The organism is Neisseria sp. HMSC068C04 (genome assembly GCF_001810105.1).
Taxonomy (GTDB): domain Bacteria; phylum Pseudomonadota; class Gammaproteobacteria; order Burkholderiales; family Neisseriaceae; genus Neisseria; species Neisseria flavescens_B.
On record NZ_KV799956.1, the window covers coordinates 1 to 16,321 of the forward strand.

The 16,321-nt window shown below is 49.2% G+C and carries 16 protein-coding genes; 5 read left to right on the plus strand and 11 right to left on the minus strand.

Annotated features, from left to right (window positions below):
- Positions 1 to 50: 50 nt before the first annotated feature.
- Positions 51 to 779 (minus strand): YebC/PmpR family DNA-binding transcriptional regulator, encoded by a 729-nt coding sequence (locus HMPREF2700_RS06015; protein ID WP_049329917.1) that lies wholly within the window; start codon positions 777 to 779, stop codon positions 51 to 53.
- Positions 780 to 1,144: 365 nt separating this feature from the next.
- Here HMPREF2700_RS06015 and HMPREF2700_RS06020 point away from each other — a divergent pair, with 365 nt between their 5' ends.
- Positions 1,145 to 2,575: an alanine/glycine:cation symporter family protein gene (locus HMPREF2700_RS06020; RefSeq protein ID WP_070461433.1), complete on the plus strand. Its 1,431-nt coding sequence runs from the start codon at positions 1,145 to 1,147 to the stop codon at positions 2,573 to 2,575.
- 244 nt (positions 2,576 to 2,819) lie between these two features.
- Here the strand turns inward: HMPREF2700_RS06020 and HMPREF2700_RS06025 are convergent, their stop codons facing one another.
- Positions 2,820 to 3,446, minus strand: coding sequence for a PAQR family membrane homeostasis protein TrhA (locus tag HMPREF2700_RS06025; protein ID WP_049331323.1), 627 nt, complete (start codon positions 3,444 to 3,446; stop codon positions 2,820 to 2,822).
- Positions 3,447 to 3,663: 217 nt separating this feature from the next.
- Between HMPREF2700_RS06025 and cysD the strand changes: the two genes are divergently transcribed.
- Positions 3,664 to 4,578, plus strand: a complete 915-nt coding sequence (gene cysD / locus HMPREF2700_RS06030) for a sulfate adenylyltransferase subunit CysD (protein ID WP_070590957.1) — start codon at positions 3,664 to 3,666, stop codon at positions 4,576 to 4,578.
- A 230-nt stretch (positions 4,579 to 4,808) separates the two neighbouring features.
- On the plus strand, positions 4,809 to 5,372 hold the full coding sequence (locus tag HMPREF2700_RS06035; RefSeq protein WP_070590958.1) for an RBBP9/YdeN family alpha/beta hydrolase: 564 nt from the start codon (positions 4,809 to 4,811) through the stop codon (positions 5,370 to 5,372).
- A 133-nt stretch (positions 5,373 to 5,505) separates the two neighbouring features.
- Here the strand turns inward: HMPREF2700_RS06035 and pyrC are convergent, their stop codons facing one another.
- The 3 genes from pyrC to HMPREF2700_RS06050 form a co-directional block, all read right to left on the minus strand.
- Positions 5,506 to 6,540 carry a dihydroorotase gene (pyrC, locus tag HMPREF2700_RS06040; RefSeq protein WP_070590959.1) on the minus strand — a complete coding sequence of 345 codons (1,035 nt, stop codon included), beginning with the start codon at positions 6,538 to 6,540 and terminating at the stop codon, positions 5,506 to 5,508.
- 99 nt (positions 6,541 to 6,639) lie between these two features.
- Entirely contained in the window at positions 6,640 to 7,233 is a 594-nt protein-coding gene (locus HMPREF2700_RS06045; protein WP_070590960.1) for an NMCC_0638 family (lipo)protein, read from the minus strand.
- Between the two features lie 12 nt (positions 7,234 to 7,245).
- The gene (locus HMPREF2700_RS06050) at positions 7,246 to 7,470 is read right to left on the minus strand and encodes a sulfurtransferase TusA family protein (protein WP_070590961.1); all 225 of its coding nucleotides are present in this window, start codon (positions 7,468 to 7,470) and stop codon (positions 7,246 to 7,248) included.
- 109 nt (positions 7,471 to 7,579) lie between these two features.
- On the opposite strand from HMPREF2700_RS06050, the gene HMPREF2700_RS06055 reads away from it, so the two are divergent.
- Positions 7,580 to 8,191, plus strand: a complete 612-nt coding sequence (locus HMPREF2700_RS06055; protein ID WP_070590962.1) for a CNP1-like family protein — start codon at positions 7,580 to 7,582, stop codon at positions 8,189 to 8,191.
- 63 nt (positions 8,192 to 8,254) lie between these two features.
- Here HMPREF2700_RS06055 and HMPREF2700_RS06060 read toward each other — a convergent pair whose 3' ends face one another.
- Complete coding sequence (locus HMPREF2700_RS06060) at positions 8,255 to 9,370, minus strand: porin (protein ID WP_070590963.1); 1,116 nt, start codon at positions 9,368 to 9,370, stop codon at positions 8,255 to 8,257.
- A 388-nt stretch (positions 9,371 to 9,758) separates the two neighbouring features.
- Between HMPREF2700_RS06060 and HMPREF2700_RS06065 the strand changes: the two genes are divergently transcribed.
- Complete coding sequence (locus HMPREF2700_RS06065; protein ID WP_070590964.1) at positions 9,759 to 10,505, plus strand: carbonic anhydrase; 747 nt, start codon at positions 9,759 to 9,761, stop codon at positions 10,503 to 10,505.
- 63 nt (positions 10,506 to 10,568) lie between these two features.
- Here HMPREF2700_RS06065 and HMPREF2700_RS06070 read toward each other — a convergent pair whose 3' ends face one another.
- From HMPREF2700_RS06070 to HMPREF2700_RS06090, 5 genes are all read right to left on the minus strand, one after another.
- Positions 10,569 to 12,203 (minus strand): CTP synthase, encoded by a 1,635-nt coding sequence (locus HMPREF2700_RS06070; protein WP_070590965.1) that lies wholly within the window; start codon positions 12,201 to 12,203, stop codon positions 10,569 to 10,571.
- 124 nt (positions 12,204 to 12,327) lie between these two features.
- Entirely contained in the window at positions 12,328 to 13,983 is a 1,656-nt protein-coding gene (locus HMPREF2700_RS06075; protein ID WP_070590967.1) for an AMP-binding protein, read from the minus strand.
- Between the two features lie 93 nt (positions 13,984 to 14,076).
- The gene (gene mnmA / locus HMPREF2700_RS06080; RefSeq protein ID WP_070590968.1) at positions 14,077 to 15,180 is read right to left on the minus strand and encodes a tRNA 2-thiouridine(34) synthase MnmA; all 1,104 of its coding nucleotides are present in this window, start codon (positions 15,178 to 15,180) and stop codon (positions 14,077 to 14,079) included.
- Positions 15,181 to 15,306: 126 nt separating this feature from the next.
- A complete protein-coding gene (locus HMPREF2700_RS06085; RefSeq protein WP_070590970.1) occupies positions 15,307 to 15,786 on the minus strand; it encodes a copper chaperone PCu(A)C in 480 nt (159 codons plus the stop codon).
- A gap of 131 nt (positions 15,787 to 15,917) precedes the next feature.
- Positions 15,918 to 16,301, minus strand: a complete 384-nt coding sequence (locus HMPREF2700_RS06090) for a diacylglycerol kinase (RefSeq protein ID WP_070590972.1) — start codon at positions 16,299 to 16,301, stop codon at positions 15,918 to 15,920.
- Positions 16,302 to 16,321 lie beyond the last annotated feature (20 nt).

Sequence of the window (16,321 nt, forward strand, 5' to 3'; positions counted from 1 at the left end):
AAAGTTGCACTTCAAATGCGAATCCGCCGGCCTTTTGTTCTTCAAACTGTTTAGTCCAGATTCAACACGGCAGAAGTGTAAACGTCTTGTACGTCGTCCAAATCTTCCAATGCGTCAATCAGTTTTTGCATCTTAACCGCATCTTCGCCACTCAACTCGGTTTCGTTTTGGGCGCGCATGGTAACGTCGCCGTCAACAGATTTGTAACCTGCCGCTTCCAAAGCCGATTTCACACCTGCCCAGTCGTTCGGCGCGGTAATCACTTCGATGGAACCGTCGTCGTTGGTGATGACATCTTCCGCACCGGCTTCCAAAGCCGCTTCCATCAGCGCATCTTCGTCAACGCCCGGTTCAAACACCAAATAGCCTTGATGAACGAAGTTGAACGCTACGCAGCCGTCGGTACCCAAATTACCGCCGTTTTTAGTGAACGCATGGCGCACATCGGCAACGGTACGGGTTTTGTTGTCGGTCAGGCAATCCACCATCAAAGCCGCGCCGCCGATGCCGTAGCCTTCGTAACGCAACTCGATGTATTCCACGCCTTCCAGATTGCCCGTACCTTTGTCGATGGCACGTTGCACGTTGTCTTTAGGCATATTGTTTTCAGCAGCTTTTTCCAAAGCCAGGCGCAGGCGCGGATTTGCGCCGGGGTCGCCGCCGCCCATACGGGCAGCAACGGTAATTTCTTTAATCAAACGGGTGAAGATTTTGCCGCGTTTGGCATCTTGTCGGGCTTTTTTGTGTTGGATATTTGCCCACTTACTATGGCCTGCCATGTTGATTCCTTTCGTTTTTTCACGCGTTGAGGCGGAATTTGCTTCATTTGTAAGGCGTGCATTTTATCATAAGTTGCCTTTAGCCAAAATATTCAGACGGCCCAAACATTTGCAAAAAAAGGCCGTCTGAAAACAAAAAAACCTTTTTTAAATAAAGAAGCACATTTGCGGCAACCCTTTGTCAGTTTTTCGTTTTAATTCACGAAGGTTTACGGTATGATGACAAAACCGGTCAAAATTGTTAACAACTTAACCGGTATCGAATGGCAAAACGGCCTGCTCGCCGATGTTGCCAACCATGAAAAATGAGTGGGAGTAGTTACCCGTATCATTTTATTTTTATTGTTTTTATTAAAGGTTTTATTATGGAAGAAATATTGTCTGCTCTGGTGGGTGCAGTCAATCAGGTTCTTTGGGACTACCTGCTGATTTATGCCTTAATCGGTATCGGCCTGTTTTTTACCCTGTACTTGGGCGCGCCGCAAGTAACCAAATTGGGGGCGGGTTTCAAAGCCGTTTTCGGCGGCCTGTTCAGCAAAAAAGACAAAGACCACGAAGGCAAATCCCTGTCTCAATTTCAAGCGCTTGCCGTAGCGATTTCCGCGCAAATCGGTACCGGTAACGTTGCCGGTGTCGCCACTGCGATTACTGCCGGCGGTCCGGGGGCCATCTTTTGGATGTGGTTGTCTGCCATTTTGGGCATGTCTACCATTTTTGCAGAAGCCGTTTTGGCGCAAAAATACCGCGTGGTCAGCCACGGCAAATACATCGGTGGCCCTGCGTTTTACATCACGCACGGCCTGACCCCGAAAATCGGCCGTGGCGCGGCGCGTTTCCTGTCCGGCTTTTTCTCCATTGCCTTGATTATCGCTCTGGGTTTCATCGGTAACGCAACCCAATCCAACTCCATCGCCTCTGCCATGAATTTGGCTTTCGATATTCCTCCGATGGCTGTCGGCATTGCTTTGGCGGTATTCGCCGGCCTGATCATCATCGGCGGCATCAACCGCATTGCCGGTATCGCGCAATTTGTCGTGCCATTTATGGCGGTAATTTACATCTTGTGTGCCGTGATTATTTTGTTCAAATTCTCCGACCACATCATCCCGATGTTCCACAGTATCTTTGTCGCCGCCTTCAATCCTGAAGCGGTATTGGGCGGTGCGGCCGGTATCGGTATGCGCGAGGCAGTCCGCTTCGGTGTGGCACGCGGCCTGTTTTCCAATGAAGCCGGTATGGGTTCGACCCCGCACGCTCATGCGACCGCCAACGTCAAACACCCTGTGCAACAAGGTATGGCCGCGTTTATCGGTATCTTTATCGATACGCTGATGGTCTGCACGGCAACCGCGCTGATTATCCTGCTGACCGACGCTAACTTATCCGGCGAAACCGGCGCTGCGGTTACCCAATTGGCGTTTAACAAAGCCTTCCCAGGTTTCGGTTCGCAACTGCTCGCCGTCTGTCTGACTTTCTTCGCCTTTACCACCATCATCGGCTGGTACTACTTCGGCGAATCCAATATCCGCTTCCTGTTCCGCGGCAAACACTTGGGCATCTACCGCGCACTGGTTTTGGTGGCCATCGTACTGGGTACCTTGGGCAAAGTGGATTTGGTTTGGAGTATGTCCGATATGTTCAACGGCTTTATGGTCTTGCCGAACTTAATTGCCCTCTTCCTGCTGCGTAAGGAAATCCGTGCGGTTTACGACGATTATCTGGCGCAAACCAAAGCCGGCAAAGAGTTGACCTACAACTACGAATTCCACGAATTTCACGACAAAAACCCTGATTAACGACAAACAAAAACCTCTCAGTCAACCTGAGAGGTTTTTTATTTCAGGCCGAGACCTTTGCAAAAATAGTCTGTTAACGAAATTTGACGCATAAAAATGCGCCAAAAAATTTTCAATTGACTAAAACCCTCCTAATATTGAGCAAAAAGTAGGAAAAATCAGAAAGGTTTTGCATTTTGAAAATGAGATTGAGCATAAAATTTTAGTAACCTATGTTATTGCAAAGGTCTCAGGCCGTCTGAAACTACAACACATAAAAATAAATGCTGATAAATTGCGTCAAACTGCCTGCCAAGACAAACAAGTGCCAGATACCGTGGCCGTGGCGGATTTTCGTATCGTTGATAAACCAATAAATCCCCACGCTATACAATACGCCGCCCAACACCAGCCAAAACAGCCCACCGGCTGAAAGCGACTGTATCAGCGGCCATACCGCCACCACAATCAGCCAGCCCATCAACACATAAATCACCATTGACAGCAGCCGCTTCTCGCTTTTGCGCCCAATCGTCAGCTCCTGAACAATGCCCAGCAAAGCCAGCCCCCACGACACGCCGAAAAGCGACCAGCCCCAGCCACCGTGAAGGGTAATCAGCGTAAACGGCGTATAGCTGCCAGCAATCAAAAGATAAATCATGCAATGATCGACCTTTTGCAAAATCGCCTTGGCCTTCGGCTGCGGAATACTGTGGTATAAGGTTGAACCCAAATACAGGAGCAGCAGGCAGACTCCGTAAGTCAGTGCACCGGCAATCCGATAGCCGTCCGCCGATTCCACCGCTTTCACCAGCATCAGCACCAACGCCGCCACCGCCAACAAGAAACCGGCCAAATGGCTGTACGCATTAAATCTCTCGCCGTGATACATAAACCATTCTCATTTCTAAAAGACCAAAGTGTACGCTAAGACAGGCACTTCGTCAGAGAAATCGGGTTAAAAATAAGTTAAAGCGCAAAGGCCGTCTGAAAAATACGGCCTTGCAATATAACAAAAACATCTTTGCAACAAACAAACCATTCTTTCCCTTTTTCAGACGGCCTCACTAAAGTATCGACTGTCGTCAAGGTTGCAAAGAGAGAAAAAAATGTCTATCCAAAACCACCACCTCGACTGGCTCGAAGCCGAGTCTATCTACATCATCCGCGAAGTCATTGCCAATGCCCAAAATCCGGCCTTGCTGTTCTCCGGCGGCAAAGACTCCGTCGTATTGCTGGCGCTTGCCGTCAAAGCCTTCCAAATCGAAGGCCGCCCGCTGAAGCTACCGTTCAAACTCCTACACGTCAATACCGGCCACAACTACCCCGAAGTCATCCAGTTTCGCGACGATACAGTCGCGCGTACCGGCATACAACTTGTGGTCGGCAGCGTCGAAGAATCCATCCGCAAAGGCAGCGTCGTCTTGCGCCGCGAAACCGATTCACGCAATGCCGCACAAGCCGTTACGCTGGTTGAAACCATCGAAGAACAAGGCTTTGATGCGCTGATGGGCGGCGCACGCCGCGATGAAGAAAAAGCACGCGCCAAAGAACGCATCTTCTCTTTCCGCGACGAGTTCGGCCAATGGGATCCTAAAAACCAACGTCCCGAATTATGGTCGCTCTACAATACGCGCCTGTTCCAAGGCGAAAACATGCGCGTGTTCCCGATTTCTAACTGGACGGAATTGGACATCTGGCAATACATCGCACGCGAAAAACTCGCCCTGCCGCCGATTTATTACACCCACAAACGCGAAGTTGTCGAACGAAACGGCCTGCTCGTTCCCGTTACCCCGTTGACCCCAAAACGCGAAGGCGAAGTTGCCCAAATCCGCGATGTCCGCTTCCGCACCGTCGGCGATATTTCCTGCACCTGCCCGGTTGCCAGCACCGCCGCCACGCCGGAAGACATCATTGCCGAAACCGCCGCCGCGACCATTTCCGAACGCAGCGCCACGCGCATGGACGACCGCGTATCGGAAGCGGCAATGGAAGAGCGTAAAAAACAAGGCTATTTCTAAACCGATTTTTCAGACGGCCCATATATTTCAAACCCGAACAACACGGCAAAGCCATCCGCCACTGCCGTGTTGTTTGCTTTATTATTCTTGCAAATATCATTTAACAACAAAAGCTTAATCAATCATCCTTACAAAGCAACAAACAATAAAACATAAACAAACATGGTATAATGAATGCTTACAGGCAGAGATTTAGACAAAAATCTCAGGCCGTCTGAAGGAGGAGAAACATGAATCGACGCGTTTATATCGTACATGGCTTTGAAGGCAATCCGCACGGCAACTGGTTTGACTGGCTTTGCGCCCAAATCAAAAGTACCGGCGCACAAGCAATCTCCCTTGCCATGCCCAATCCCGACAAACCAAGCACGACCGCGTGGCAGTTTACCCTTGACCAGCACATCGGCAAGCCCGATGCCCATACCTTCCTAGTCGGCCACAGCCTCGGTTGCATTACCCTCCTTCACTTCCTCAGCCGCCAACAGCCGCAAAAAATCGGCGGCCTGCTGCTTGCTGCCGGTTTTACCGATACGTTGCCGCCCCTGCCCGCGCTCGATGCCTACATTAAAGCAGCGTCCCCAAATTTCGACATCCTGCGCAAAATCGACATGCCCAAACACTGCCTGGTTTCCGACAACGACACCCATGTTCCGCCTGAATTGACTTTGGACATGGCGGCCAAACTTAAAAGCCCTGTTACCCATATCCCCGAAGGCGGCCATTTGATGGCTTCGGACGGCTTTACCCAACTGCCGCAGGCTTGGGAAGTGCTGAAACCCATGTTGACCGACTAAACACACAATATAATCCGGTTTTCAGACGGCCTTGTCTGTCTTCCCTCCCCATAACAGGCCGTCTGAACGACAATAAAAAACAACCTGCCCTTTCAAGCAGGTTGTTTCTTTTTATGCCTTATTGACGGCAAATTTAATATTGCACCGTCCATTCAATCTCGCCGCCAGCCCTCATCGGTACAAGCTCGCCATCGCCGTAAGGTACGCTGGCAGGAACGGTTTGCGTTTGTTTGACCAATGTGATGGTATCGATATTTTCAGGCAGACCGTAGAAACGTGGGCCGTTTTTAGAAGCAAAGGCTTCCAGTTTGTCCAGCGCGCCTGCTTTCTCAAACACTTCGGCATAAAGCTCGATAGCGGTCATCGCGCTGAACATACCGGCGCAACCGCAAGCATTTTCTTTGGCAGTTTTGGCATGTGGTGCAGAATCCGTGCCGAGGAAGAATTTGTGCGCCTTATCGCCGGTAACAGCGGCAACCAAAGCCTGACGGTGGGTTTCGCGTTTGAGAACCGGCAAGCAGAAATGATGAGGGCGCACGCCTCCGACCAAAAGGTCGTTGCGGTTGAGCAGCAAGTGTTGCGGCGTCACAGACGCGGCCACATTATCGCCGGCTTCCAATACCAGTCGGGCTGCTTCGGCAGTGGTGATGTGTTCGAACACGACCTTGAGGTTTGGCACTTGCGCCAAAACCGGCTTCATCACGCGCTCAATAAAGGCGGCCTCGCGGTCGAAAATATCAATTTCAGAATTGGTCACTTCGCCGTGAACCAAGAACAAAATACCCTGTTTTGCCATTTCTTCCAACACAGGAATCAGCTTAAACAAGTCGGTCACGCCCGAATCGGAATTGGTGGTCGCGCCTGCAGGATAGAGTTTGAAAGCCACAATACCGGCAGCCTTGGCTTCACGCACGAGTTCGGGAGTGGCGTTGTCGGTCAAATAAAGCGTCATCAACGGCTGGAAGGCGCTGCCTTCGGGCAGGGCGGCCATAATGCGCTCTTTGTATGCTTGGGCATCGGCAACGCTGACGACGGGCGGCTTCAGGTTGGGCATGATAACCGCGCGGCCCATTTGTCGGGCGGTGTACGGGGCAACGGCTTTGAGCGCGTCACCATCGCGCAGGTGTAAGTGCATATCGTCGGGGCGGATGATGGTCAGGGTTTGCATAGCTTACTTTCGAGTGGTTTGGTTTGATAATGTTTCAGACGGCCTTTATTCGGCGGTAACGGTTTCTATTAATTTGATGTTTTTCAATCGTCAACCGGCCTAAGGCAAAACGGGGGCCTTATTGTCGTAAGAATGATGGGTCAAATAAAAAACAGCCTGTACCGGAAAATGCTCGGACGACGTTGTTTTAACGGTCAGCAAGGTTTCTTTCGGACTGCCGGATGCGCGCCATGCGTAGGAAATCTGACGCATAGGCAACGGGGTTTCCGCCAAATTATCGGCACGCAATTCAGCGTTCAAACCTTGCGGCGGATTTTCTGCCAAAGCCAAAAATTGTTTGAAAATCAGATGGTCGTCGGCTTTAGCCGTGCGCACGCTGCAACTGTCTTCAGTCAGGCTCAAATAATAATCCGTGCCGTTTTCCGTTTTCTTCCAAATGCTTAATGCCTCCAAATCCATCATTCCGGCAGGCAAATCGGCAATATCTTTTTTCGACAATAAAACCAGTTTGTTGGCATTGGCAAACTCGCCGACAAGAGTGGCATCACCGTCTGCGGCCACGCAGCTTTGGCGGAACAAGTCGGTTACATTTTGAGCATAATCGGCAGCGTTCTGCGGCGAAACGCCTTCATTGCCGCATGCACTCAGGCAGACAGCCAATACAGCGGCAGACAACGCGACGGCTTTAGACATTTCAGACGGCCTTTATTTGTGCTTCAACACCAGCTTAAACACGCCGTCGGCCTCGCTCGATTCCAACAAAACATGTCCGGTCTGACGGCAAAACGCTTCAAAATCGCCGGGCGCGCCGCCATCGGTGGCCAATACGGTCAGCACTTCGCCTTCCTGCATTTGCGCCAAAGCTTTTTTGGCACACAAAATCGGCAGCGGGCATTTCAAACCGATGACATCCAGAATTTGTGTATTCATGATGAAAACTCGTCATATTAATCAGAATTAACGTCAATTATACCGCACTTACTTGCACCCCACCCTGCAAGCCCATAAAATAAAGCCGTTTTTCACTTTGGAGCTGTCTATGCGCCGTTTTGCCCTTCTCGCTCTCAGCCTTGCCGCGACTCAAGCATTTGCTTTGGGTTTCAGCCAAAAGGATACGCTGACCAACACGCGTTATCAGGAAAGCCCTGAAGAAGTTGCCGCACGCGAATTTAAAGAACACAAAGCCGAGTTGCCGCCCCTGCCCGATACCCAATCGGGCGATTGGTTCGACCTCTATGTCAACGAAACCTACGGCAAGCAGCCCAAAATCCTGCTCAGCAGCCTGCAAATCATGCCTGCGCCGGACAACAGCATCCGCTACATCTTAAACGTGCGCTCCGACAAAGGCTACGACAACCTCTCCGTCGAAGGCCTCTATTGCGCCCGCACGTCCTTTACTTACAGCAACGACAAGCGTTCGTCTTACAAAGTATTCGCTTACGGCGACACAGTAAATCACCGCTGGATCGAGCCGCGCAAAGGCGATTGGAAGCTGATCGGCAATGCGTTCAGCCGCAACGACGCCCTGCACACCGCCCTGTATCAGGCATTCTGTATCGACGGTATGCCGACAACGGTCGAAGGCTTGGTACAACGTTTGAAAGAACGCGGCGGCCGTCACGGTACAACGCTGACCAACCACGACAAATAAACTGCTTTAATCAAGAAAAAGGCCGTCTGAAATTTTTCAGACGGCCTTGTCTTTCAAGACGGCTTAGAATTTGTGATACAGGCCCACAGAAGCAGCTTTTTGTTCAACGCCGCCTTTGTTGGCTGCAGTCAGACGGGTTTTGTTGCCGACTTTCAGATACGCCAGTTGGGCAACTACGCCGGTGCGTTTGCTGAAGGTATATTGACCGCCGACGACAACTTGGTCGAATTTATCCACCAATTTCTCGCCGCTGTTCACGCCCTTGGCAGGCCAGCCGTGCGCGTAAGTAATGCGTGGGGTGACATTGCCCAATTTGTAGCCGACAGTTACCGCTGCATCAACCACTTTCACGGCTTCTGATTTGCCTGAATCAGTAATAATAACAGTGCCTTTGTACTTATTAAAATCATCGGTGAAATAACCTAAATATTCGTTGGCTGTCTCATGGCCTTTGGCATAGTGTACGCCGCCACCGACAAAGAGATTGTCTTTGTCGTAATAAGTTTCAACTTTGGCGATTTGTGCCGCTTTGACTTTGCCAGAATTGTCGGTGTACGCGCCGTTGTAGTGGCCGTAAGCCGCATTGGCAGTAAAGCCGTTTTTAGAGAAGCTCACGCCGCCGGTGTATTGGTCTTTGGCTGCTTTGGTGTGCGTGTATTTGTCTAAAGGATTGCGGTTGTCGCGCGGTGCGTAAGACACGTTGAATTTGAATCCGCCAAAATCCGGGCTGTCGTAGCGTACAGCGGCATTACGGTTGCCGGTACGGGTAAAGATGCCCAAGCCTGCGGCATTGGTTTTGTACATCCATGGATCGATGGTATCCATTTCGTTCAGCATATTGCTGAGTTTACCGGCACGGACTTTACCGAATTTACCTTGCAAACCGATGAAGGAATCACGAGTGGCAAAACCTTGTGAACCGCCGGTAATGGCCGTTTTTTGTTCAACTTGCCAAATGGCTTTCAAATCGCCACCGAGGTTTTCGCTGCCTTTGAAACCGATACGGGAAGTATTGTCATTGATGCTGGTTGCGGTAGAGCTGGTTTCAGAACCTGCATCACCTTTGATTTTTACTTGACCGACGGTCACGCTGCTTTTGATTTGACCATACAGAATCACTTCTGCAGAGGCAGCCAGCGGCAAACCGGCAATAACCAAAGCGATAATCGATTTTTTCATTAATCTCTCCAAAACAAAGTTAAAATCTCGTGAAAACACGTTTAGCAATATTAATGTTTTCCAACGCTACAAACAACTACTTTCATCTTGATAGACACTTTTATTCATTAGAGTTTAGACTTTTTACAACATTTTTAAATAAACAGGCCGTCTGAAAAAAATTTCAGACGGCCTCTCCCATTCAAAGTCATGGCAAGGACAATTATCCCTATTATTGTAATCATTTAATCAAAAATGATTGCTTGATAAATGTTTGCCATATATCAACCCAATATTCCCAAATTATCACTATCATTAACTTTCTTCTTATAAAGAAACTTTTTTATATCAATAATTTATTTGGTATAAATTTTTCCTTTTACCTAATATAAATAAATAGGAGTCCTTTATGTTGAACAAACATCTCTTTTTATCTTTGCTAATGGCTGTCTCTACTGCAACGGTATCCGCCGAAACCCATCATGCACATTGGTCTTACACAGGTGAAAACGATGCTGCACACTGGGGTGATTTGAGTGAAGACTTTGCTGTCTGCAAAACAGGCAAACAGCAATCTCCAGTGGATTTCTCCACAACAAAAGCAGTAAAAGGCAAACAACCGGCATACCGTTACAACGTCGCCGACTACAAAGTAGAAAATAACGGCCATACCCTTCAAGCCACGCCGCAAGGCAAGGCCCAAACCATCGTGATTAACGGTAAAACCTATACCTTCAAACAATTCCACTTCCATACACCGAGCGAACATACTTTCAAAGGCAAACATTTCCCAATGGAAGCGCATTTCGTCCATCAAGCCGAAGACGGTACTTTGGCAGTCATCGGCTCTGTATTTAAACCGGGCAAAAACAATCCTGCCTTATCCGCACTCACAGCCAAAAAACTGAAAGCGGGCGAATCCGTAGCGTTGAAAAACCTGAATATCCAAGCCCTGCTGCCTAAAGATAGCAAGTCCTTCCAACTGAAAGGCTCGCTGACAACGCCGCCTTGCAGCGAAAACGTTACTTGGGTTGTCTTAAAAACTCCGGTTCAGGCAGATGCGGCACAGTTTAAAGCCATGCGCGACATTATCGGCGGCGAAAACAACCGTCCCGTACAACCTTTGAACGACCGCGAAGTCAATGAAGACAAATAACTTCTAAGGCCGTCTGAAAACAAAAAAGCACCCGGATAACGGGTGCTTTTTCAATCACATCAATCAGGCTTTTTTGTTACCCAACGCAGCTTTCACAAACGCGCTGAACAAAGGATGGCCTTTGCGCGGATTGGAAGTAAATTCCGGATGGAACTGACACGCGAAGAACCAAGGATGATTTGGCAATTCGATGGTTTCAACCAAACGCTCGCGGCCTGCGGATACGCCGCCGATGACCAAACCGGCTTTTTCCAACTGAGGAACATAATTGTTGTTAACTTCGTAGCGGTGGCGATGGCGTTCGCGGATATGTTCGCTGCCGTAGATTTTTGCGGCAAGGCTGCCCGGTTTGAGGTCAACTTCTTGCGCACCCAAACGCATGGTGCCGCCCAAATCGGCAGATTCGTCACGGGTTTCTACACTGCCGTCGGCAGTTTGCCATTCGTCAATCAGGGCAACGACAGGTGCGGCGCATTTCAAGTCAAACTCGGTAGAGTTCGCACCCTTCAAGCCTGCAACATCACGGGCGTATTCGATCAGGGCGATTTGCATGCCCAAGCAGATACCCAAGTATGGTACGTTGTTTTCACGCGCATAGCGTACGGCGGCAATTTTGCCTTCCACGCCGCGTGAACCGAAGCCTCCCGGCACCAAAATCGCGTCCATGCCTTTGAGCATGGAAACGTCACCATTGCCCTTCTCGATGCTTTCGCTGTCGACAAAGGTAATTTGTACGTCGGTTTCAGTGTGAATACCGGCATGTTTCAGGGCTTCGATCAATGATTTGTAGGACTCGGTCAAATCAACGTATTTGCCGACCATCGCGATTTTGACGATATGTTTCGGATTTCGAATCGCGTGAACGATTTTCTTCCATTCGGTCAAATCGGCTTGTTTGACATTCAGTTGGAGCTGCTCGGTAATAATGCTGTCGATGCCTTGGTTATGCAGCATTTCAGGACATTCGTAAATGCTGTCCACATCGTAGCTGCCCACGATGGCACGTTCTTCAACGTTACAGAACAATGCAATCTTACGGCGCTCGTCCGCAGGCATTTCTCTGTCCATACGGCAGATCAGGATGTCCGGTTGCAAACCGATGCTCAACATTTCTTTAACGGTATGCTGGGTCGGTTTGGTTTTGATTTCACCGGCAGCAGCAATGTAAGGAACATAGCTCAGATGGGCAAACAATGTATTGTTGCGGCCGAGCTGGCTGCGCATTTGGCGGATGGCTTCCAAGAAAGGCAACGATTCGATATCGCCGACTGTACCGCCGATTTCGACAATCGCCACATCATAACCGGCTGCGCCCTCATGGATACGGCGTTTGATTTCATCGGTAATGTGCGGAATCACTTGTACGGTACCGCCCAAATAGTCGCCACGACGCTCTTTGGCAATCACGTTTTCATAGACTTGGCCGGTACTGAAGCTGTTGCGGCGGGTCATGGTGGCGTTGATGAAACGCTCGTAGTGACCGAGGTCGAGGTCGGTTTCCGCGCCGTCATCGGTAACGAATACTTCGCCGTGTTGAAACGGGCTCATGGTACCTGGGTCAACGTTGATATACGGGTCGAGCTTAAGCATGGTCACGTTCAAGCCACGCGACTCGAGAATAGTAGCAATAGAAGCGGCGGCGATACCTTTACCCAAAGAAGATACAACGCCGCCGGTTACGAAAATAAATTTAGTCATGATGTGATACCCATGTTGGAATGTGTGATTTTAACTTGAAGCAGCATATTCTGGCAAACGGCAAAAGCTTCAGGCCGTCTGAAAACAGCGTTTTCAGACGGCCTTATCATACTGATTCTATATATCAGCGCAGCTCGCGGCGCAGGATTTTGCCAACGTTGGATTTTGGCAACTCGTCGCGGAATTCGATGTCTTTCGGCACTTTATACGCCGTCAGTTCTTTGCGGCAGAAATCGATCAGTTCTTCCTTGGTCAAAGACGGGTCTTTGCGTACGACGAAGACCTTAATCGCCTCGCCGGTTTTCTCACTTTTCACGCCGATACAGGCGACTTCCAAAACCTTGTCATTGCTAGCCACCACTTCTTCGATTTCGTTCGGATACACATTGAAACCGGATACCACAATCAAATCTTTTTTGCGATCCACCAGCTTCAGCCAGCCTTTTTCATCCATCACGGCAATATCGCCGGTCTCCAAAAAGCCGCGCGCATCGATTGCTTTGACAGTTTCTTCAGGACGGTTCCAATAGCCTTTCATCACTTGCGGACCGCGTACCCACAATTCGCCCGGTTGTCCGATAGGCACTTCTTTGCCGTTTGCATCACGCAATTCTATCTCAGTTGAAGGAACAGGCAGACCGATACCGCCGCTGTAAGCTTCAATATTCAAAGGATTACAACATACGCCCGGGCTGGCTTCGGTCAAGCCATAGGCTTCCACAATCGGCGTACCGGTGATTTTTTTCCATTTTTCCGCCACGGCTCTTTGCGTTGCCATACCGCCACCCAAAGTCAGCTTCAAACGGGAAAAATCGACTTCGGCAAAATCTGGACGGTTGACCATCGCATTAAACAGGGTATTCACACCAATAAACACGCTGATGCGCTCTTTTTTCAATTCACCAACAAATCCTTTCATGTCGCGCGGATTGGTAATCAGGATGATTTTAGAACCGGTATTCGCAAAGATCATCAGGTTCACCGTCAAGGCAAAGATATGATACAGCGGCAACGCGGCAATGACCGTTTCTTCGCCTTCGTGCAGGCTGTTTTTAATCCATTCTTTTGCCTGCAACATATTGGCGCAGATATTGCCGTGACTGAGGACGGCGCCTTTTGCCAAACCGGTCGTGCCGCCTGTATATTGCAGCAAGGCAGTATCGTCGCGCGTCAACTCGACTGGTTTGAACGAATTGGCCGCACCTTGCTTCAAGGCCGTCTGAAAAGTCACGGTATTGGGAATGCGGTATTCCGGCACCATTTTTTTCACTTTGCGGATGACGAAGTTCATCAACGCGCCTTTAATCATGCCGAACATCTCGCCGACCGACGCGACAATCACATGTTTGATTTGCGTACGCGGCAACACCAGCTCCAACGTATTGGCAAAGTTCTCCAACACGACAATCGTTGTCGCACCGCTGTCTTTCAACTGATGTTCCAACTCGCGCGGCGTATAAAGCGGATTAGTATTCACTGCTACCAAACCAGCCTGCAGAATACCGAAAAGCGCAATCGGATATTGCAAAACGTTCGGCATCATAATCGCCACACGCTCACCACGCGGCAGTTTCAATACATTTTGCAGGTAAGACGCAAAATCGGTCGCCAACTTGCCCACTTCGGCATAAGTCAGCGTTTTGCCCATGTTTTGAAAAGCAGGTTTATCCGCGAATTTCTCGATACTTTGACGGAATACGTCGCTGATGGAGCTGTATTGAGAAATATCGATTTCAGGGTTTACGCCTTGTTCATAGCTTTTGAGCCAGAGTTTTTCCATATTGATCAGTCTTTTATTTAGTCGTTTTTTTGGAATCAAGGCCGTCTGAAGGCTTTATTCAATCCGCCGCTTCGTTTTCAGACGGCCCTTTTATTAAGCAGTAATAATGACAGGCTTGTCGGTGGACATGATGATACCGCCGCCCAAGCACACATCGCCGTCGTACAGTACCGCAGATTGTCCGGGCGTTACTGCCCATTGCGGCTCATCAAAGACAAGCTCGATGGTTTCATCATCCAAGTAATGCAACGTACAAGGTGCGTCAGCCATACGGTAGCGCGTTTTGCAGGTATAGCGTCCTTCTTTCGGGCGTTCGGGCAATGTGAAACTCAAATCGTTCATCACCAGGCTTTGCGTATAAAGCAAAGGATGGTCATGGCCTTGGACGACAATCAGTTCGTTTTTGGTCAAATCCTTGGCCGCGACAAACCATGGTTCGCCTGCGCCGCCGATACCCAAGCCTTTGCGTTGGCCCAGCGTGTAAAACATCAAGCCGACGTGTTCGCCGACTACTTTGCCTTCAGGGGTAACCATTTTGCCATTATTGGTCGGCAGGTATTTTTGCAGAAATTCGCGGAACGGGCGTTCACCAATAAAGCAAATACCGGTACTGTCTTTTTTGGTTGCAGTCGGTAATTTGAATTCTTCGGCAAGACGGCGGACTTCAGGCTTCTCCAACTCGCCCAATGGGAAAATTGCGCGCTCGAGTTGGAAAGGCTTGAGACGGTACAGGAAATAGCTTTGGTCTTTGTTTTGATCCAAGCCTTTGAGCAGGTAATGCACACCGTTGCGAACTTCTTTGCGGGCATAGTGTCCGGTGGCAATGGTATCGGCGCCCTGCTCGATGGCGTAGTCCAAAAAGCATTTGAATTTGATTTCGGCATTGCACAATACATCCGGGTTTGGCGTGCGGCCTGCGCTGTATTCTTTGAGGAAATAGGCAAATACATTGTCTTTATATTGCGCGGCAAAATTGACGATGTCGATATCGATACCGATGATATCGGCAACGGCAATGGCATCAAAGGAGTCTTGTTTGATGCTGCAATATTCGTCGTTGTCGTCATCTTCCCAGTTCTGCATGAACACGCCGCTGATTTGATGGCCTTGCTGTTTGAGCAGGGCCGCGGTAACAGATGAATCGACGCCGCCGGAGAGGCCGACGATGATGTTTGTTGGTGTGTTGGTAGTATTCATGAGGGGAATGTGGGTTTCAAATGCATTTTTTAAAGCGTGATTTTAGCACATTTTGATTTAACGACAGAAAAGGCCGTCTGAAAGCCCAATGACTTTCAGACGGCCTTTATATGCAAATTCAAGCAATTAGTGTTGATGCGCGCCACCGTGATCATGACCGTGACCGTGATCCATGCCGGATTGCGGTGCGGTTTTCACTTCCAGTTGTACGGTTTGAGGTTTGGCATTTTTGAATTTCAGGGTAACAGGTACTTTTTCGCCTTCTTTCAGCGGTTTTTTCAGACCCATGAACATAACGTGGTAGCTGCCCGGTTTCAGCTCGGTTACGCCTTTTGCTTCCAGCGGGATGCCGCCTTTAACTTCGCGCATGCGCATTACGCCGTTGTCGTTTACATGGGTATGTACTTCGATACGCTCGGCTACCGGGCTGCTGCCGCCAACCAAGAAGTCTTTTTTAGCTTCATCGTTGTGGATTTTCATGAATGCGCCACCCATTTTCATACCTTCAACGGTAGAACGTGCCCAACCGTCTTCAATATGGATACCGGCTGCAGATACGGAAGTTGCCAAGCCTGCCAGAATCAGGGTTGCCATTAATTTTTTCATGTTTTGCTCCTTATGTTTGCCACATGGCTGGGATATACAGCTTTCATCTTACAACCGAAGGCCGTCTGAAAACTTTGATATAGATTAAGTAATACTATCTAATCCTAATGAATTACCATATTACCACATTTCTAAGCAGTTAATGCAACAATCCAAACAATAAATAACATTAACAAAGCCATCAGTTGCGCGGCCGAACCGGCATCTTTGGCACGCTTGGCCAGCTCGTGTTTTTCAGTAGAGGTATGGTCAACAGCTGCCTCGATGGCGGTATTAAACAATTCGGTAATCAGTGAAATAAACGATGCGACAATAAGCACCATTTTGGTGACCGGGCCGAAATCAAGGAACAAAGCCAAGACAATTAAAATCAGGTTCAGCCAAAAAACTTGGCGAAATGCGCTTTCATAACGATACGCGGCAGCCAGTCCGTCTTTGGAATAACCAAACGCATTGATGATGCGCTTAATGCCGTTTTTTCCTTTTTTTTCAGATGCGTAGGAAGATGTTTTCATCATATACTCAATATAAAAAG